Raw genomic sequence first — 18,988 nt, 5'->3', positions numbered from 1 at the left:
AGCCCCCGGAGCATCCGCGTGTCCGATGAAGATGACGTGCCGCGTGTCCTCGAAGAGGCCGGATTGTCGAGCGGACAAGTGCTCGTGCTGGTGGGTGGCGCGGGTGGGCTGGAAGCCGACGAGGAGGCCCGGCTCTCCGACCTGGTCCGCGACTACGTGGTGCCGGTGATCGAGCGCATCGGCGCGATGGTCGTCGACGGCGGGACGGACTCGGGCATCATGCGGGCGATCGGTCGGGCCCGATCAGACGCCGACGCGCACTTCCCGCTCATCGGCGTGGCGTCGGCCGGCACCGTGCGATCGCCGGGAGATGGGGGCGAGGCCGACGTCGATCCCCATCACACCCACATCGTTCTCGTTCCGGGCCACGACTGGGGAGACGAGTCGCCCTGGTTGTCCGAAGTCGCGTCCGCCCTCACGACCGGGCACCGATCCGCAACCCTGCTCGTCAACGGAGGGGAGATCGCCTACGCCGACGTGCATCACAGCCTGAGGAAAGGACGCCCCGTGATCGTGCTGGCCGGTTCGGGGCGCACCGCCGACACGATCGCATCGGCCCGACGGGACCCGTCGGCCGATGAGCGCGCCGCGCGGATCGCGGCCTCACCGCTCGTGCGGATCGTCTCCGTCGACGACCCGAAGGCGCTCGCGGAAGTCCTCTCGGACGCCTTGTCTGCTCGGTGACCGCCTCAATGCGGGCACCATCCGCCACGACCTGCCCATGACGGCGGCCACGACGATCCCCTCGTTGGCCGGTACACGCCCCGTCGCCCTGGTCGGCGGGGCCCCGTCGCCCTGGTCGGCGGGCGGGTACCGCAGGACGGGCTGGTCGGCTGGAGCGGATCGGGTGTCGAGGGTCGAGCCTCGCGCCGTTCGCTGGTGTGGCTCTCGGTGCTGCTCATGGCTGTGTCGCGGGTGACGACGCCGTCCACACGGGCAGGACCGGTGTTGATCCTCGGCGGAGCGAGAACCGTTCACTGCGGGGCGTCGCCGGCCTGGGTCTCCAGGTCACCGATCCCCTCGATCAGCTGCGCGGCCTCCCCGACGATCCACGGGGGCAGCGCATATCCTTCGTGCTCGGTGACCAGGACGTCCAGGAGCCGGCGTCGCCGGAACGGGTTGTCGAAGCCCGCGGCGACGGCGTCGACCAGCTGCTCGATCACGTCGAGCTGAGTCGTTGCCATGCCCTCGGACCACGCAGACGCCTGGAGTCGCGGCTCGAACCACTGCTCCCACGTACCAGCCACCGAACGCGCTCGAGCCTCGACGCGTACGCGCTGGTCGCGGTACGCGAGCATGTCTGACGCCGGAATGGCGGTGCCTGCCGTGCCGACTCCGGACGCTGCCACGGCAGCGGTGACCATCCCGGGGAGAGGGGTCCCACGAGCAGGATCGAGGCGGAGTGCGGCGCAGACTTCCAAGTCCTCCGTCGAGAGTCGCTGCCGAAGAAGCAACTGCCGCGGGTAGGCGTCGGACCGTCGGACCCGTGGCAATGCGAGGACGTCGGCCTCGACCGGCGTCGGTTGCGGCGGCGTACGCCGTGCACGTTGCCGTTGCCCGGCCCGGGGACCGTCCAGCGCCGGCCGATGCAGCGTCACCGCTCCGGAGTCCGGCGTGTAGGTGATCACCGTGGCGCCGGCGGCGAGGTGCGAGCCCACCACACGCTCGTAGATCCGGCAGATGGGCGGCAGGTCCGCCTGTGTCACGACCACCAGCACCGAGGCCGTGCTTGGGACGATGCGCGTCCAGCCGAGACCGTCCTCGGCGAGTCCCCTAGCGTCGGCCCACATGCACGCCACCTGAGGATGCAGGCCCTGCCCGTGGTGCGCCGACGCCACGCCGAGCTCGGTCAGGTCCAGCACCCCTTGCAGCGAGCTCCAGAAGTCCTGCGCGCGCAGAGCCCACACCAGACTCAGTGTCCGTTGGGTCGTGTACACCCAGATGCCGACCGGATCGACCAGCGAGTCGACGGTGGGGAAGCTCGCGCGCGCTCGACACAACTCCTCGTGATGTGGCACGGTCGTGAACCCGGCCGCGGCGAGCTCGGCCACCTGCACGGCTCCCTCATCCAGATCGGGAGGGACGTCCAGCACCCAGCCGCCGCCGCGGCGAGGGATCGGGATCACGCCGCCGACGAGGTCACTGTCGTCGGTCTCGACCTTGCCGGTCAAGGGCAGCTCCGAGATCAGACGCGCCACGACCGGAAGATCGGTCGGGTGGGTCGCCTCGAGGCCGCTGTGCTGGATCGCCTCGACACCCAGCACGTTCAACGCGCCGATGAGCTGATCGCTGAGGGCCGTCCATCGGGTGTGTCGGGTGCCGACGTCGAGACTGGTCCCCCACGACGGCGTCAGCTCGGCCATCGCGCCTCGCAGGCCACCGCACAGCTCGAGGAAGCACCAGGCGCGTTCGACGTACTGGACGTCCCCGGCGATGACAACGGTGGCGGCCCGCGACTGGATGGCGTTCAGCTGCAGGATCTCGGCTCGGAAGGCCACCTCCTCGTCCTCGGTCCGGGGCGCCTGGAACATGGAGACGTAGTCGTACCAGATCAACACCCGCTCCCGGACGTCGCGGAGGAGGCGGTCGACCGGCGCCACGTCGAGAGCCGTGGCGTCCCGGTCGAAGGACTCCTCGTTCGTTGCCCCCTGCGCCACCTCTCTCACCTGCGAGGCCCAGCGGCGGAGCGCGGCATCTCCGAGGAGACCAAGATGGTGCGCCCGCCGCAGATGTGCTCGGAACAGCTCGGGCAGCCTCGAGCGGGTCGTGAACTCGTCGCCACCAGCGAGCACCGCCGCCGCCAGTGACAGCGTCAGGCCTACGTTGAGGGCCAAGAGCTGCGCCCCGTCGGGATCCGGATGGTCCAAGCTCTCCCAGCGATGTGACACGAAGATGCGCAGATGACCGTCAGTGCCTGTGCCGGGCACCGACGCGTATGCCTGCTGACGCCGGGGCCAGCGCTTCCAGGTCGCCACCACCGACCACGGCTGCCAGCTGCCGAGGCCCCCGTCCGCGCGAGCCTGCGCGGACGGCCTGACCCGACTGGGACCCATGGCGTAGCCAGTGATGACCTCCAGGCCCGGGGTCTCCGTCATGCCGTACTGGGTCCACAGGTCGTTGTCCCTGGACTCGACTGGAGGTCGTTGGCTGAAATGGATGTCGCGCGCCTCGCCCTCCCACTCCTTGGCGAGCGTCTCGAGTTCGCGCGACGACACCCACGGGGACGGCGCATTGAGACCGGTCGATCGCCGGCTGGCGAGTGCGGTGATTTCCCGCAGGGCCAGATCGTCCGCGGGCAGGCGTTGCAGGCGTAGGGCGGCGTCGCTGCCGGACCAGATCCCACCGCTCTGGGTGCCATACGGATCGACGTCCATCCGCTGGCTGTAGTACTCCGTCAGCAGCTCGGCGATCGGACGCCGACCCGGGTAGGACCACGTCGCCGGCCTGCAGCGCAGTTCGCGGTAGCCCTCGGCGCGCTCGACCACCTCGACGGTTTGGTCATGGACCTCGATCGCCTGACCGTGTCGTGGCGACCCCTCGTCGGCTTCCGACATGCCCCCATGAAAGCACTGCTTCCGGCCCGCGGCGATCCGTCGCCGCACCAGGGCTCCGGCGCGCAGCGGAGCGGTGCGCTCCCTGGGCCCGGGTCCCGAGCCGAGCAGCCACCGCACGCCGAACCGCCCGCGCACGCCTGAAGGGCCTGGAGACGTTGCGGATGGACCCGCGCACGGCAGCGCAGGACCGACCCCTCTCTGGCACGGTCACTCGAAAAGCATCTGTCGAGCTCTTGCCTCGGCGCACTCCACTGACGTAGACCGAGACATGGGCCACGTCACGTTTATCCACGGAATCTCGAACAAGGTCGCCGAGGGGCCGTTGCTGAAGGCGTGGCTCGACGCCCTGCGCGACAACGACGGGCCCGACCTGGGCTCTAAGGACGTGACGACCTCGATGTGCTACTGGGCAGACGTCCTCTACGAGAATCCGTTGTCCGAGGCTGCGGCGGGGGCGGAGGCCGCCGGTGAGGACGCAGAGCTCGCGGGCGCCGAACACCTGGACATGGCGTGGTTCCGCGACCTGCCTCGAGCCGAGCAGGCACAGGTCCGAGAGATCGCGGCCGAGGTGGGAGCCGTGACCTGGCTGGCCGAGAGCACGCTGTCTGAGAGCGACCTTGCCGACGCGGATCCGGGTGACGACGAGGCGTACGCGGATGCGGACGACGTCGGACCGTCCACCGAGCTCGGCGCGCCTGCGAAGCCGAGCATCGACTTCGAGCGCGTGCCTCTTCCCGGTCCCCTCAAGCGGCGGCTGATGAAGGCTTTCCTCCGGGACGTCCATCACTACCTCTGGGACACGGCCCACGAGCCACGTCCGGGTGAGCTCTATCACGTCAGGACCGAGGTGCGACGACGTGCGCTGAAGTCGATGTTGGCGGCTGGCAGCTCACGCCCGCACGTCGTGGTCGGCCACAGCCTCGGAAGCGTCATCGCGTACGACGTCCTCCAGAACGTCGACGGTGCGCCCGAGGTTGACGGCCTGATCACGGTCGGCAGCCCTCTCGGGCTCGACGAGGTCCAGGACCAGCTGAAACCCGGATGGTCGCGCTGGAACGGCTTCCCAACGGAGCGAGTGAGGGGTGAGTGGGCGAACGTCTTCGACCGTCTCGACCCCGTGTGTGGTTTCGACCCGGTCCTTGCCAACGACTTCCGGCGCGGCGGCAGCAGCGTGGTGATCGACATCGAGGAAGCCAACTGGGGGCGTTGGCGACACTCGGTCGGCAAGTACCTGAGCAAACCACTGCTCCGCCGCGCCTTGGCGGACATGCTGGAGCTCCGGTGACAAGCCCAGCCGATGTGGGAGTGGTCGAGCGGCTTCGGAAGGCAGCGACGGAGTTCAACACCGTCGAGATGCAGAAGACATGTGCGCAGTTCATCCTTGATGTGCGGCAGCGGAACGTTCCCGTGGACGCTGCCACTGCGCTCCAGGTGCTGAAGATCCTCCAGAGCAAGCGCCAGATCTCCTTGGTTCACGGCGTTGCGGAGGCGTTGCTGGCTCACGGTGTCGACAGCGTCGAGGTCCGGCACCGCTACGCGCTGGCCCTCTTGGACTACGACCGGACGGCCGTCGCCGAGTCGCTCTTGCGGACTCTCCCCAAGGGTGCAGGGATGGACCCGGAAGTGACCGGCGCGATCGGCCGGGTGCACAAGCAGCGCTACCTCACCAGCGGCCCAGCAGCCGGGCGCCAGCGGACGACGGACCTGCGCAAGGCGATCGAAGCCTACGAAGCGACGTACCGACTGGATCCCCGCAAGCACTACTACCACGGCATCAACACCGCCACCCTGCTCGCCCGGGCTGCCGGCGATCATGTGTCGGTGCCCCGTCACCGAGACCCGCTGGCGGAGGCCAGGGTCATCGCGAAGGACCTTCTCACCAAGATCAAGCGAAGACGGAGTCCGGGGGTGTGGGAGCTTGCCACGGCTGCCGAGGCCTGTCTGGTGCTGGGGCGGGACGACGATGCCGTCGCCTGGACGTGCCGGTACGTCGACTACCTCGGACCGGACGCCAACGCCTTCGAGTACGCCAGTACCTTGCGGCAGTTCCAGCTGGCGTGGCGGCTCGACGCGCATTCGGAGCCAGGAGTGCGGCTGCTCCCGCTGCTGAGGGGCCGTCTGCTGCAGGCCGAAGGGGGAGCCATCTACGTCGACCCCAGCGAGTTCACCCCGGAGTCGCTCAAGCGGTTCGAACGTGTCGACGACTTCATGCGGGACCGCAGCGACATCGACTACGAGAAGGTCTTCGGCTCCGAGCGCTTCAGGTCTCCCAAGTGGCTCCGCGAGGCGCTCGACAAGTGTCGGTCAGTGGCACTGATCGAGGACAAGTACGAAGACGGCCAGGGAACCGGCTTCGTGCTGGCGGGCAAGCTGCTCCGGCCTGAATGGCCAGACCGCGTGCTGCTCACCAATGCGCACGTGGTGCCCGAGGCTCTCGGCCCCGACAAAGCTCACATCGTCTTCCGCGGATTGGACGGCGACGAGTCTGGAGCAGGCCACGTGGACCCCGTGGGCAGCACGCTGTGGGAGTCCCCTCGAAACGAGTTCGATGCCTGCATCCTGCCATTGCCGGACGACCTCAGCGACCAGGTGCGCCCAATGCCCCTGCGAGCGAAGTTCCCGAGTCTCGACACCGAGCCACCGCCCCGTGCGTACGTGATCGGCTACCCCAAGGGAAGCCCCAACATCCAGGTGTCACTGCACGACACACGCCTCCTTTCAGCCGACGAGAGGTACGCCCACTACCGGTCCCCCACCGAGCAGGGGAACTCCGGAAGCCCAGTCTTTGACAGCGAATGGCAGGTGATCGCCCTCCACCACGGCGCCGTCGACGCCTTCCGCGGCTCGGGGCAGGCTGCCAACGAGGGAATCCGGCTCGACAAACTGGTCGACGCCATGCGGACGTGAACTCGGACGGAACTGACCGCCTCATGCCCAGTCACGACGACCCGTCTCCCGACATCGACCTCGAGCTCCTCGACAGGGGCTCGAAGGCACTTCTCGGCTACTTCGTGCACACTTGGTTCCGCCACTACTTGGGTGCCGCGTCCGAGAGCCTGGAACGGCTGCACGAGCGCGGATTCATCGAGACCCCGACACGGCCGACCGAACTGGGACGACACGTCTTGTTCGACTTCGGAGCGCTGGACGAGGAGAAACTCGCCTACATTCTCGGCGTCTACTTCTACGTTCAGACCTGCCACAAAGCGGCAAACAATCGCTTGATGAATCGGTACGACGGCAAGCAGGTGCTGTACCTCCGGGGATACGACGTCGAGGGTTCGGTGTCGATCGGCGCGGGCTCTGCCCTGGGTTCGTCCACCTACCACACCCAGACGTTTGGAATGAAGCTGGCCGAGATGCTCGGTGACGACGTTGCGCTGTTCAAGGTCATCAGCCCGAAGGACGTGTACTGGGACACGATCACCGCCCAGGACTTCTTCAGCGACGGCTACGGAGAGCTCATCAGGTGGGTGGTTGCGCGGCCGAGCGCCATCTACCTCAACGCCCGAAGGTGGCAGGAAGGCGTCCTCGATCTCCTGGACCGGATGGATCACTACGTCGTCTACGTCTCGTCGACGACGCCCAGTCTGCTCTGGGAGCTTGCCCAGCTCGATGTGGACGGGCGCCGCGACCGCGTGACCGTGGTGCTCGACGCCGCCGCGATGAAGGAGACGCGAAAGCATCTGGGGGTGCAGGAGGGACTTCGCGGACTCTTCGGCGAACAAGTGATCTGGTCCAAGCAGGGTCCCCCTCCGGAGATGACCGAGGGCGAGCTGACAGCATGGGTGTCAGAACGGTTCCTCGTGATCACCCCGGAGGAGCTGGGAACGAGCGGCGGCCTGAGCCGAGCTGGGATCGCTGGCGACAGCTCGCTGTTGCGGCCGGGAAACCGTGAAACCTGGTTTGATTTCGACTTCAGTCCCGCTCTCGAGGACGAGGATGTCGCCCGTCTGCGGGCCATGTCCGCCGATCTCGGGCGTCTCGTCGACGAAGCCCTCGACAGCCACGTCGAGTGCCTTCCTCTCACGGTCGTGCACCTTCAGCTCCGGATCTACGCGACCTTGCTCTTCGCAGAGCACGATCGAACCGGCCGAACGCTTGCGTCGTACGCCGGTCTGCTGCAGGCAGCGCTCGAGTACTACGAGCCTGAGGAGCCGCGGATTGCCGCGCTCACGCCGCAGCGCCGCGAGGCTCATCTGAATATGCTGCGTGAGCATCTCGAGCTGACGCAGTACATCGGACTTCAGTTGCTCTCGTCGGGCAAGACGCACGAGTTCGACGACTACTCAGTCGAGGCGACCGCCACGTTCGCGACCGAGTACGAGCGGGCCCTCGATGCGACGCGGGCCGTGTTCACGCGCCTCGGAGGTCCTCTGCCCTCCCCCTAGTCCGCGAATCACGATCGCGCAGGACTGCGAACTTGCCGACTGTCCAACGTGCCTGGACGTCAGAGCCAAACCGCACAGCCCCGCCCCTTCTCGGATGTTCTTGGCAGCCGATCCGCGCCGGGTCAGATGTTCAGCTCGGCCCACGCGACTTTGCCGCCGGGGGTGGACTCGCAGCCGGACCGCAGCGACAGCGTCGCCACGATGGCCATGCCCCGGCCGTCCTGGTCGCCCGGACGTGCGTGGTGCCGCTCGGGCCAGGCTCTTGATCTGTCCTCGACGGCGACGCGCACGACGCCGTCGGCTCGAGTGAGCGACGTCCGGAAGGGCGAGCTGCCGTGCGTGATGGCGTTGGTGGCGAGCTCGGAGGTGACCAGCGTGACGTCACCGATCAGGGCGTGAAGATCCCAGGCAGTCAGGGCGTCGCGGACGAAGTGACGCACGGACGAGACAGCCGCCGGGACGGGGAGGTGGATGCTGGAGAGGGCCGCGTCAGGACAACGCGGAATGTCGCCCGCGCCCGGGTGGGCCCCGATGAGGCTGACGCGGTCGTGCAGGTCGCATGCCCGCGCCACGTCGCTCAGACTGGAGCCTGACAGCAGCTCTCCGGGGTACGCGCACAGCAGTCTGATGGGCTGCGCCGCAATAGCGGTGTTCCACAACGACTCGAGCTCAAGGGCGGCCGCCACCTCGCCGCGCTCCCAGAGCAAGGCCACCATCTCGCCAAAGGCACTGACGGGACCCCCGCCGGTCGGCACCAAGGATGCGACGACCGCCGCGAAGCGGGCGGGGTCGGGACGCCCCTCGACCATGAACAGGCTCATCGTTTCGTCGGCATCGAGGGTGACGAGGGTGCCGTCCCGCTTCGCACCCACCGGGTCGGCCCCCAGGCCGGCCAGCACGTCATCGACGGCACGACGGTGCGCGGTGCGACTGATCGTGACGACCGGGATGCCGTTCTCGAGCGACTCCGCGACGAAGCTGGCTACGCACGCGACCAGAGCGCCGGGCTCGTCGTACGCCGCGACGACGTGCTCCCTCTCGGCCATTCAGCACGACTCCTCCGCCGCCACCGAGCTCCGAGGTCCCGGTTCACCGTGTGTTGTCCCCCGATTGTGCGCTCTTCAAGCACTCCTGTGAAGGGGCTGCGGCTGACCCCGATGGACGGGCATCGCATGACATTCCACAGGGCTACGCCCACCGCCCGGCGCACGGTCATGTGCGACGGAGGCCAGAACGCTGCGACTTGGGCTTGGCATCACGTGCCTGCTTCATCATCGCCAGCGGGCCGGGCGAGCCGGGTCCAGCGGTGCGCTCCGCGCACGGGACGCAGATCGACTCGTCGCTGATCATGTCGCCGATCGCATCGAGGGTGACGAATCGTTGGTGCAGCGTTCGCCTACGGCACGTGGCGCACCTCGCCAAGTGCTCGAGCGCGAGGCGTCGACCCGCTCTGGGGCCATTCGCTGAGCTGATCACATCCGGCATTCGCACGACCTACCTTTCGGCGTCGGTGAGGTGGGAAGCCCACCCAAACCTGCTTGGTGCTGCGGGCCTTGCGCCCCACCTTCAATCGCTCAGGCGCGGTGCCTGCCCGCACGCGTGCTCTCCGTCGGCCGAGCAGCCAGCGTCGCGAAGTCGATGAAGTCGTCACTTCTCGCCCTCACGCCGTACGGCGTGGACTCGGGGCCGACGGTGACGACGCGGACACCGGAGCCGTGCAGCCGGGTGACCAGCGGGACCATCGAGCCAGGGTTGCCCACGATCACGACCCCGTCGACTGCAGAGTTGCGCGCGAGGTCGACCGCATCCACGGACATCGACACCAGCGCCTGCTCGTCGTCAAGGTCGGCACCCTCCTCGGAGAAGTGATGCACGGGCTGGATGCCGTGCCGGCGCAGCAGACCAAGCCACTCGCCCATGTCTGGCCGGGTCCAGTCGGCATAACCGCGGCACACAGTGATCGATCCCATGCCGGCCAGGACCTCCAACAGGCCGTCGGCAGTCTCTGGCGGCGTCGCCCGGGCGTCGACCAGCAGGGCTAGCCGCTGTGCCAGTTCCGGCGGTGACGGAAGCATGTGCGGGAGCTCGGGAGGCTCCTCGGCGAGCCCGACCGGCGCCTCGGCCGCGATCAGTTGCGAGCGACGAGTAGGCAGCGATGTGGGTGGCCGCACCCTTGTCAGGGTGCTTGTGGCCGCCTCGCTGCAGGTTCGGTCCGGCTGCGGCCTGGCGATCCAGCGTCTGACGAGGGTGGTCAGCTCGTCCTCGCTGTCGGGTTCTGGCTCGCGCTCGACTGCTGCGATCATTGTTCGCCCCTGTCCCCCCACGAATACATGCGTGCATCCCCCACGGACGCCCGCTGCTCCTCAACGCCCACCTTCGGCCGGAGGACGGGACGCGGAGGAGGATTCGATGAAACTTGAGAGTTTGTCCGAGTTCGCTTGATGAACGAGTCGTCGGCCACGATCGTGCAAAGAGTGCCTTTGTCGCGGACCGACGGTCCGGCCTTAGCCGAGATCCGGGTGTCGCGCAGGTCCGTCAGACGGAGCCGCGGGCCTGCATGATCGCCCTCAGCTCCGCGGCAAGCTACGTGTTCTTGGCTCGCGACCCCAGTCCGGAGCTGGCAAGCCCGGAGCACCGCCGTCGCCCGATCCCCAGCCGCCGTAAATGAGGATGTCTCAAGGATGTCCGGCGGTCTAGACAAGTTACTTGTCCCGAGTGGATCGATCTGGCGTGCCCACGCGGAGAGCCTCTAGTTTGGTTAGCGCGTCGTTCATCTTGGGGGGGCCGATGACTGAGCGTCTCGAACTCATTCTTCTGGGAATGCCGCGCTTGATCGGAACCACAGGACCGATCCCGTTGTCCCCGGGGACATCGCTGCTCTGCGCCTACTTGGCACTCGCGCCCGAGGACGGGCAACGACGTCAGGTCGCGGCAGCGCAGCTGTTCGCCGATTGTCCGGAGCCCGTCGCACGACGTCGCCTCAGCACGGCACTGTGGCGCCTGCGCACCGAGGTCCGGACGGCGACCGGGGTTGACCTCGTCAAGTGCACGCGCGACGACAGGATGCGGCTGAGTCCCACGGTAGAGATGGCCCTGGACACACAGGATTTCGAGGGCCTCGTCGCGCCCGCGTTGGAGGCACCGCCCGATGCGCTGACTGCCGACCTCGCCTCCCGACTGGAGCGTGCGGTGTCCCTCCATGGCGGGCAGCTGATAGAGCCTTGCGTCGACGAGTGGGTCCTTGCCGAGCGCACGCGAATCGAGACGATGTACCTGACCGCCTTGGACTATCTTGTCGTCCATCACGGCAAGCAGGGTGCGCACCTCAAGGTTCGGCGCTTTGGCGAGCTCGCCCTGGCCATGGAGCCGCTCCGGGAGGACGTCCACCGTCACCTGATGACGGCGTACGCCGCCGCCGGGCGAGACGACTTGGTGGAGCGTCAGTTCGAGAGGTGCCGACAGGTCCTGCTCGATGAGCTCGGCACAGACCCGCTGCCGGAGACCATCGGGCTGTACGCCCGGCTGCGTCACGGCGACTCCGCCCTCTCGCCGTCGCTCTCGGCGCTGCGGACTGACCTCGAGCGTGCGCGCCGCGAGGTGGACCGGCTCGCCATCGTTGTCGATCGAGCCCTCCAGCACCTGCGCCAGATGGGCTGACGCCCACTCCAGGGTTCGGTCGTGACGCACCCGTGATGGCGGCTCGCCGTCATCGAGACGCCACGGTGACACCCTCGCGCGAGGGTGTACGGCAGTCGTGGAAAGGCGCATTGGGTGGTCCCTCAGTGGAGACGTAGATACCTGCTCGACGTCTGGATCGAACGGCGGGTCATCGACTCGTTGCCGGCCATCGTCCGCGGCCGGTTGCGTGACCTGTCGATCGCCGAGGAGGGATACGTGGGCTCGTTCGAGGAGGTGCAGGCCCGCATCGAGGCGGACCTCGACGCGGACGGTGTCACGCCTCGGCGCTGGGAGCGTGGACGTCATGGCTAGTGGTCCCGCGGATACCGGCGTCTCGGCCCAGAGCACGGCGGTGGCGACGTGATCGCGCACGGCATGACGATCATCAAGAACGAGCTCGAGCGCAATCTCGGAAGCTTCGGCGGCAATTCGCCGCACGCGGAGCTAGGGAACGTCGCGGAAGTGTCGGCCGGCAGCCAGGGCAACGGCCAGGGCCGCAACCGGGTGCTGATGTCATTGGTCAACATCCAGGAGGAGCGCACCCTCAGGAACGGGCAGACCTATGTCCGCGACGACGCGTCCCTCAGGGTGCGCCACGAGAACCCTCCGATTGTCCTCAACCTCGCCATGCTGGTGGCTGCCACGCACACCGACTACGACGATGCTCTGCGTGCGCTGTCTCGGGCCCTGCTGTTCTTCCAGTCCCGCACCGTGTTCACCCACGAGAACGTGCACCCGGGGTCGATGACGGCCGGTGCGCCGGTCAACGACCGCGACCGGCTCGCGGAGTTCCGGATGGTCGTCAGCCTCTGGTCTCCCAGCATGGAGGAGATCAACGACATGTGGGGGATGCTCGGCGGCAAGCAGTTCCCCTTCGCGTTGTACGCCGTGCGGGCACTCGAGCTGCGCTCCGGCGCCGCCCTGAGGGAGTCGGGCCTCATCACCGAGGTCGTGCAGGACTACGCGCACACGAGGGGCGCGACCTGATGGGCGAGCGGCTGCAGACCGTGTTCCTCCGGCTCTTCGAGGTCCGGGTCTTCCATCACTACTGGCTCGACGAGGGTGCCGTCGAGTTCAGCGCCATCGCCGACGACGAGGCCAGGACGTCGCGCCTCCTCACGTACGACGTTCGCAAGGTCCTCGTCGTCGAGCCGTCCGCGGGGACCGTCCAGCTCATCGCTGGGATGCAGGGCATCTTCCGGGCCACCGGCCTCGGCATCGTCGTGGCGGTGCCACAGCGCACCGCGGTGGACCTCGACTCGACCTTCGAGTTCCACGTCCGGGCGGCGGCCTTCGACTACACCGCCTACACCGCGATGACGCTGCGGCCACAAACCGTCGTGGACGTCGCCGACCCCGCAGACGGCACGATCCACCGCTACAAGGCCAACGTCCCCGTGCTGTCGAACCTCACGGGTGCCGGACGCGGGAACGGTGCGGCCAAACGACTCTTCCTCTCGACCGAGTACGCAGGGTCGACGGCAGGCGACGGTGTCGAGGCCCTGGTGACCTCGGGGAACCAGGTGCGTCAGCTCACAGGCGACCCCCCCGGGGCGCCGTTCCACGTGCTCGGCGCGAGATCGGAGCTCCCCGTGTACGTGCACCAGGGCGACGTCCCCGCCGTTGTCCCGCCCGCCGGATCGACAGGCGCACCACCGCGAGGTGTCGAGCTCGCCACGATCACGAGAGTTCGGCCGTCGGAGACCCCGGGCGTCCCACCGGACGTCGTCGCGATCATCCGGCTGGCACCCCGGCGGAGTGACGACAACGCCTTCAGCTTCGCCAACGCGAACGGCACCGTGCGAACTCCGACCCGGGTCTTCGAGATGCACCTTCGCAACCGCTGGACGACCCGGAGGTACCGCAACCAGCGCGACGGGAGCATCACCTCGGCCGACGCGAGCCCGACCCCACTCACGTACTTCGGCAACGAGGGGACCGATCGCAGTCCACGGGCAGACGCGCTGGCGGTCGAACGCGACAGCAACGACCCCACCCGGGTCACCCAGCTCATTTCCGAGATCTACGTCTAGCCGACCAGGAAGGGAAGGCCATGGCCACTACGTACAAGACACCCGGCGCCTACATCGAGGAGATACCGAAGCTCCCGCCGAGCGTGGCGCCCGTCGACACCGCCATTCCCGCGTTCATCGGCTACACGGAGAGGGCGACCAACGAGATCGCGGACGACCTCCTGCTCAAGCCCAAGCGGATCGAGTCGTTGGTTGAGTTCGAGCAGTACTTCGGCGGCCCACAGCCCGAGACAGGACTCGCGGTGACGATCACCACCACGACGACGGCTTCGCCCGGCTCGCCGATCGGTGTCACGTCGAGCGTGACGGTCGACGAGGACACGCGGTCCAAGCACATCCTCTATTACGCGCTGCAGATGTTCTACGCCAACGGCGGCAAGTCGTGCTTCATCGTCTCCGTCGGTGACTTCAAGGTCGTCGCCGCCGATCTGGTCCTCGCCGAGCTACAGGCAGCCCTCGAACCACTGTCCAAGGTGGACGAACCGACCCTGATCGTGATCCCGGAGGCGCAGTCCCTACCGATCGCGGACTACGCAACCTTGCACGACGCCGCGCTCACGCAGTGCAACGACCTCAAGGACCGGTTCGTGATCATGGACGCGCACGGTGGCGCCGAATCGCTGTCCGACCCTGATGCGAACCTCATCCAGGCGGTCGCGAACTTCCGCAATGCCGGTCCGGGCCAGTTCCTCAAGTACGGCGCGGCCTACGCACCCAACCTCTCCACGATCCTCGACTACGCCTACGACGAGGCCGCGGTGCAGGTGTCGCACGTCGTCGACGGTGGCGCATCCACGACGGCCGCGCTGGATGCCGTGGCGACCAACGAGCTGCGCGAGCGGGCCATCGCGGCGCTACGCGCCAAGGACCTCGTGCTGCCGCCCAGCGGAGCCATCGCCGGCGTCTTCGCCAAGGTCGACAACGACCGGGGAGTCTGGAAGGCGCCGGCCAATGTGCCCCTCGTGGCCGTCGTCAGGCCGACGATCGAGCTCGGCAACGTGCAGAACGACGCCATGAACGTCGATCCGACCGCCGGCAAGTCCGTCAACGCGATCCGTCCGTTCGTGGGCAAGGGGACGCTCGTGTGGGGCGCCAGGACGCTCGCGGGCAACGACAACGAATGGCGCTACGTCAGCGTGCGCAGGTTCTTCACCTTTGTGGAGGAGTCGGTCAAGAAGGCCACCGACCAGTTCACCTTCGAGCCCAACGACGCCAACACCTGGGTGAAGGTCCAGGCCATGATCGAGAACTTCCTGACCACGCAGTGGCGTGCCGGGGCCCTGCAGGGCATCAAGCCCGAGCACGCCTTCTACGTCGCTGTCGGTCTCGGCAAGACGATGACGCCGCTGGACATCCTCGAGGGCCGGATGATCGTCCAGATCGGGATGGCCGCGGTGCGCCCGGCGGAGTTCATCGTCCTCCGCTTCTCTCACAAGATGGCCGAGAGCTGAGTCCGTCCCCAACCTCATGACCACCTGACGAACGGAGAACGCAATGCCCCAGGACTATCCGATCCCGCGATACCACTTCCAGGTCGACTGGGGTGGCTCGAAGCTCAGCTTCACCGAGGTGACCGGCCTGGTGATGGAGCGCGAGAAGATCGAGTATCGCCACAGCGACAGCAAGGACTTCAGCAAGATCGCCATGCCGGGGATGGTGAAGAACAACAACATCACCCTGAAGCGCGGGAAGTTCGAGGGCGACTTCGAGTTCAACGAGTGGCTCGAACTGGTCGCCAACGAGCGTGACGGCAACCGGCGTGACATCACCATCCGGCTGCTCAACGAGGCCCACGAGCCGGTGGCGGCGTGGACCGCAGCGCGCTGCTTCCCCGTCAAGGTCACCGCGCCCGACCTGAAGTCCGACGCCAACGAGTCCGCGATCGAGAGCCTCGAGTTCGCGCACGAAGGCTTGAAGCAGCTGAAGACCTGAGGCGGACCGTGACCGAGTACTACCCGCCGTGGGGCTTCTACTACCGGGTCGACTTCCCCTTCAGCGGGGACGCCAACGACACCAGGTTCCAGACGGTCTCGGGACTGACCGTCGAGTACGACACCGAGGAGTACAAGGAGGGCGGCGAGAACCGCTTCACCCACAAGCTCCCGGTGCGGACGAAGTACGGCGACCTGTCGCTCAAGCGCGGGATGCTCGTGGGGTCGCAGGTGATCTCCTGGTTCACCGATGCCTTCCGCGACCGCGACTTCCGGCCGAGCGCCGTCTCCGTGATCCTCATGAACGAGGAGGGGCAGCCGTTGCGAACCTGGAAGGTCGCCCACGCCGTACCGAAGAAGTGGACGGTGAGCGACCTCAACGCGAACGAGAACTCCGTCGTTGTCGAGACCATCGAGCTCACCTACCGCTACTTCACAGTCTCATGACCGCCGACAGTCGCAGCCGTCAGCTAGAGGGAGGACCGTGATGCCTGTCGAGATCAACGAGCTCCACATTCGCGTCTCCGTCGTGGCGCCGCCGACCGGCAGACCCGCGGGAGCGCCGACGCCACCGGAGGCTGCAGGCGGGACGACACACGAGGCGCTGGTCGCGGAGTGCGTCGAGCACGTGCTGCAAGTCCTCTCCGACCGACGGGATCGATGACCATGGCGACCGAGGGCAAGCTCGAGAAGATGCTGATCCTCGCCTTCGACTCGGCAAAGGCGGCCGAGACGGGCGGGACCACGAACGCGAAGGCCACCTTCGAGGCACTGATCAACCCCGAGACGTACACGCTCGAGTACAAGGTGAAGACCGCCGACGGGCAAGGCCAGGGCACCAGCGGTGCCCAGACCAAGTTCGAGTACACGCTTCCCGAGGAGCTCACCTTCGACTTCCTCTTCGACAACACCGGGATCATCGACGGACGGCCACGCCCTGAGGGGATCCACGCGGACGTCGACGCCTTCCGCAGGCTCCTCACCGAGTACCAGGGCAGCTCTCACGAGCCGTACCACCTCAAGCTCGTCTGGGGGAACCTGGTCTTCAAGGGGCGGGCCATCGAGGTCGGCATCACCTACAAGCTGTTCAACCCCGACGGCCAGCCGGTCCGGGCAGTCGTTCGCGTGAAGTTCAAGGGGTCGATCGAGGACGAGAAGCGGGCCGCGGTCGAGGACCGTAGGTCGCCCGACCTCACCCACCGCAGGCTCGTCAGGCCGGGCGACAACCTTCCGCTGCTGTGCTTCGAGGTGTACGGCGACCCCCGGCACTACCTCCTCGTCGCAGCCGCGAACCGGCTCGACGACTTCCGCTCGCTGTCCCCGGGGCAGGAGCTGCGGTTCCCACCCGTCGACCTGGCCGGAGCCGGACGATGAGCGACGCCACGGTCATCCCCACGCCCGCAACGCCGGACGTCTGCTCGATCAGCCTGCTGATCGATGGGGAGGAGATCTCGACCGCCTTCCACGTGCTGTCGGCGTCGGTCTTCCAGGAGCTCAACCGGATCCCCTCGGCATCGGTGCAGCTGCGGGACGGCGAGGCGTCGCAGCAGACGTTCCCGGCCAGCAACACCGAGCACTTCGTCCCGGGCCGGCCGATCGAGATCCGGCTCGGCTACCGCGGTGAGACCGAGGCCGTCTTCAAGGGCCTGGTGATCACGCACCGGATCCGAGTACGCAAGAGCGGGAGCCTGCTGTCCCTGGAGTGCCGCGACGAAGCCGTCCGGATGACCCGTGGCCGCAAGAGCCGCCTCCACCTCGACACGACCGACGGCGACCTCATCGACGGGCTGATCGGCGAGTACGGGCTGCAGCGCGACGTCGCGAGCACCAAGCCGACGCTCCGCGAGGTCATCCAGTACGACGCCACCGACTGGGACTTCGTCGTGTGCCGGGCCGAGGCGAACGGCCACGTGGTGGCCGTGCGCGACGGCACGGTCACCGTGCGGCCACCTGCGACCGACGCCTCGCCGGTGGTCGCCGCCCAGTTCGGCGCCACCGTGCTCGAGCTCGACGCCGAGATCGATGCCCGCCACCAGGTGCCGGGCGTCACTGCCACCACATGGAACGCGACCGACCAGGAGCTCCTCGAGGTCGAAGGCTCGGAGCCGAGCCTTCTCGACACCGGCAACCTCTCACCGAGCGACCTGGCCGACGTGCTCGGGGGCGACCCCGTGGTCCTGCGCCACGGTGGCGGGCTCGGCGATCCCGAGCTGCAGGCCCTGGCCGACGCGCACCTCCTCCGTGACCGGCTCGCCAAGGTGCGTGGCAGGGTCCGCTTCCAGGGTTTCAGTGGCGTCACGGCGGGCGACGTCGTCGAGGTCAACGGCATCGGCGACCGCTTCGCCGGCCCCCAGCTCGTGTCGGGAGTACTCCACACCTTCGCCAACGGCAACTGGGAGACCGACGTCGCTTTCGGCCTGAAGCCCGAGACCCAGCTCGAGAGGTTCCCGGTGACGGCGCTCCCGGCCGCCGGGCTGCTGCCCTCGGTCAATGGCCTCCAGGTCGGCGTCGTCGTCGCTCTTGAGGGCGACCCCGACGGCGAGGACCGGATCCAGATTCGGCTGCCCCTGGTCAGTACGGGCGAGGACGGGGTGTGGGCCCGCGTGGCCACGCTCGACGCGGGAGCCGGGCGCGGGACCTGTTTTCGGCCGGAGCTCGATGACGAGGTCGTCGTGGGATTCCTGGACGGCGACCCGCGTCATCCCGTGGTCCTGGGGCAGTGCCACAGCAGCGCCAAGCCCGCGCCGGTGCCGGGAGCGGACCTCAACCACGTCAAGGGATACGTGAGCAGGTCGAAGCTGAAGCTGACCTTCGACGACGACGGCAAGGTCGCGTCGCTCGAGACGCCCGAGGGCAACCGGCTGAGCCTCTCCGAGGCCGACAAGGCGGTGAAGATCGAGGACCAGAACGGCAGCTCGATCACGCTCGACGCCAACGGCATCACGTTCGAGAGCAGCAAGGACATCGTCCTCAAGTCCTCAGGAGACATCTCCCTCGAGGCCGGCGCCAATGTCACGGCGTCTGCCCAGGCGCAGTTCACCGCCGAGGGCCAAGGCGGGGTCAAGGTCTCCTCGAGCGGCACGACCGTCGTCAAGGGATCGCTCGTCCAGATCAACTGAGAGGAAGCAGGATGTTCCCGGCAGCCCGAGTCACCGACCAGATCGTCAGCCCGGCGACGCAGGGTGCACCGGTGCCGATCATCCCGCCGGGGACGCCCACGGTGCTGATCGGCAACCTGCCCGCGGCAACTCTCGGGGACAGCTGCGGGGTCGACACCATCGTCAAGGGATCCAGCACGGTGCAGATCGGCGGCAAGCCCGCCGCCCGCGTCACCGACCCCACCGCCGCCGGTGGCGTGGTGATGCCGCCGGGCAAGCCGACCGTGCTGATCGGGGGCTGAC

Annotated in this window: 18 protein-coding genes; 15 read left to right on the top strand and 3 right to left on the bottom strand. The window is 67.8% G+C overall.

Annotated elements, in window-relative coordinates; translation table 11 throughout:
• Positions 1-18 precede the first annotated feature (18 nt).
• Complete coding sequence (locus IEZ24_RS11055; RefSeq protein WP_129454054.1) at positions 19-684, top strand: hypothetical protein; 666 nt, start codon at positions 19-21, stop codon at positions 682-684.
• Between the two features lie 290 nt (positions 685-974).
• Here IEZ24_RS11055 and IEZ24_RS11050 read toward each other — a convergent pair whose 3' ends face one another.
• Entirely contained in the window at positions 975-3,554 is a 2,580-nt protein-coding gene (locus tag IEZ24_RS11050; RefSeq protein ID WP_129454055.1) for a hypothetical protein, read from the bottom strand.
• A gap of 268 nt (positions 3,555-3,822) precedes the next feature.
• Between IEZ24_RS11050 and IEZ24_RS11045 the strand changes: the two genes are divergently transcribed.
• From IEZ24_RS11045 to IEZ24_RS11035, 3 genes are read left to right on the top strand one after another with little or no spacing between them, the layout of a single operon-like run.
• Positions 3,823-4,839: a lipase family protein gene (locus IEZ24_RS11045; protein ID WP_129454056.1), complete on the top strand. Its 1,017-nt coding sequence runs from the start codon at positions 3,823-3,825 to the stop codon at positions 4,837-4,839.
• Between the two features lie 20 nt (positions 4,840-4,859).
• A complete protein-coding gene (locus IEZ24_RS11040; RefSeq protein ID WP_129454057.1) occupies positions 4,860-6,461 on the top strand; it encodes a TRAFs-binding domain-containing protein in 1,602 nt (533 codons plus the stop codon).
• Positions 6,458-7,945 (top strand): hypothetical protein, encoded by a 1,488-nt coding sequence (locus IEZ24_RS11035; protein WP_129454058.1) that lies wholly within the window; start codon positions 6,458-6,460, stop codon positions 7,943-7,945. The genes IEZ24_RS11040 and IEZ24_RS11035 overlap by 4 nt, the downstream gene beginning before the upstream one ends.
• Before the next feature lie 122 nt (positions 7,946-8,067).
• Here the strand turns inward: IEZ24_RS11035 and IEZ24_RS11030 are convergent, their stop codons facing one another.
• Positions 8,068-8,991 (bottom strand): MEDS domain-containing protein, encoded by a 924-nt coding sequence (locus tag IEZ24_RS11030; RefSeq protein ID WP_129454059.1) that lies wholly within the window; start codon positions 8,989-8,991, stop codon positions 8,068-8,070.
• A gap of 528 nt (positions 8,992-9,519) precedes the next feature.
• Positions 9,520-10,248: an NYN domain-containing protein gene (locus IEZ24_RS11025; protein ID WP_129454060.1), complete on the bottom strand. Its 729-nt coding sequence runs from the start codon at positions 10,246-10,248 to the stop codon at positions 9,520-9,522.
• Positions 10,249-10,732: 484 nt separating this feature from the next.
• On the opposite strand from IEZ24_RS11025, the gene IEZ24_RS11020 reads away from it, so the two are divergent.
• The 11 genes from IEZ24_RS11020 to IEZ24_RS10975 all read left to right on the top strand — a co-directional run bounded on the left by IEZ24_RS11020 (position 10,733) and on the right by IEZ24_RS10975 (position 18,987).
• Positions 10,733-11,602 (top strand): BTAD domain-containing putative transcriptional regulator, encoded by an 870-nt coding sequence (locus tag IEZ24_RS11020; RefSeq protein ID WP_129454061.1) that lies wholly within the window; start codon positions 10,733-10,735, stop codon positions 11,600-11,602.
• A 114-nt stretch (positions 11,603-11,716) separates the two neighbouring features.
• On the top strand, positions 11,717-11,935 hold the full coding sequence (locus tag IEZ24_RS11015) for a hypothetical protein (RefSeq protein WP_129454062.1): 219 nt from the start codon (positions 11,717-11,719) through the stop codon (positions 11,933-11,935).
• 63 nt (positions 11,936-11,998) lie between these two features.
• Complete coding sequence (locus IEZ24_RS11010) at positions 11,999-12,610, top strand: DUF4255 domain-containing protein (RefSeq protein WP_207206727.1); 612 nt, start codon at positions 11,999-12,001, stop codon at positions 12,608-12,610.
• Entirely contained in the window at positions 12,610-13,656 is a 1,047-nt protein-coding gene (locus IEZ24_RS11005; RefSeq protein WP_129454064.1) for a hypothetical protein, read from the top strand. Before IEZ24_RS11010 ends, IEZ24_RS11005 begins: the two co-directional genes overlap by 1 nt.
• 20 nt (positions 13,657-13,676) lie before the next feature.
• The gene (locus IEZ24_RS11000; protein WP_129454065.1) at positions 13,677-15,107 is read left to right on the top strand and encodes a phage tail sheath family protein; all 1,431 of its coding nucleotides are present in this window, start codon (positions 13,677-13,679) and stop codon (positions 15,105-15,107) included.
• 43 nt (positions 15,108-15,150) lie between these two features.
• A complete protein-coding gene (locus tag IEZ24_RS10995) occupies positions 15,151-15,588 on the top strand; it encodes a phage tail protein (RefSeq protein WP_129454066.1) in 438 nt (145 codons plus the stop codon).
• A gap of 8 nt (positions 15,589-15,596) precedes the next feature.
• Positions 15,597-16,034 carry a phage tail protein gene (locus tag IEZ24_RS10990; RefSeq protein ID WP_129454067.1) on the top strand — a complete coding sequence of 146 codons (438 nt, stop codon included), beginning with the start codon at positions 15,597-15,599 and terminating at the stop codon, positions 16,032-16,034.
• Positions 16,035-16,074: 40 nt separating this feature from the next.
• Positions 16,075-16,251, top strand: coding sequence for a DUF5908 family protein (locus IEZ24_RS22545; protein WP_224745205.1), 177 nt, complete (start codon positions 16,075-16,077; stop codon positions 16,249-16,251).
• A 2-nt stretch (positions 16,252-16,253) separates the two neighbouring features.
• The gene (locus tag IEZ24_RS10985) at positions 16,254-16,961 is read left to right on the top strand and encodes a CIS tube protein (protein ID WP_129454068.1); all 708 of its coding nucleotides are present in this window, start codon (positions 16,254-16,256) and stop codon (positions 16,959-16,961) included.
• Positions 16,958-18,706, top strand: coding sequence for a type VI secretion system tip protein VgrG (gene vgrG / locus IEZ24_RS10980; protein WP_129454069.1), 1,749 nt, complete (start codon positions 16,958-16,960; stop codon positions 18,704-18,706). Before IEZ24_RS10985 ends, vgrG begins: the two co-directional genes overlap by 4 nt.
• Before the next feature lie 11 nt (positions 18,707-18,717).
• Positions 18,718-18,987, top strand: a complete 270-nt coding sequence (locus IEZ24_RS10975; RefSeq protein ID WP_129454070.1) for a PAAR domain-containing protein — start codon at positions 18,718-18,720, stop codon at positions 18,985-18,987.
• Position 18,988: the final 1 nt, after the last annotated feature.

The sequence above is a fragment of the Nocardioides ganghwensis genome, assembly GCF_014779655.1.
Taxonomy (GTDB): Bacteria; Actinomycetota; Actinomycetes; order Propionibacteriales; family Nocardioidaceae; genus Nocardioides; species Nocardioides ganghwensis.
Note: the sequence above shows the minus strand (reverse complement) of the source record. Positions and strands in the feature narration are given on the sequence as shown.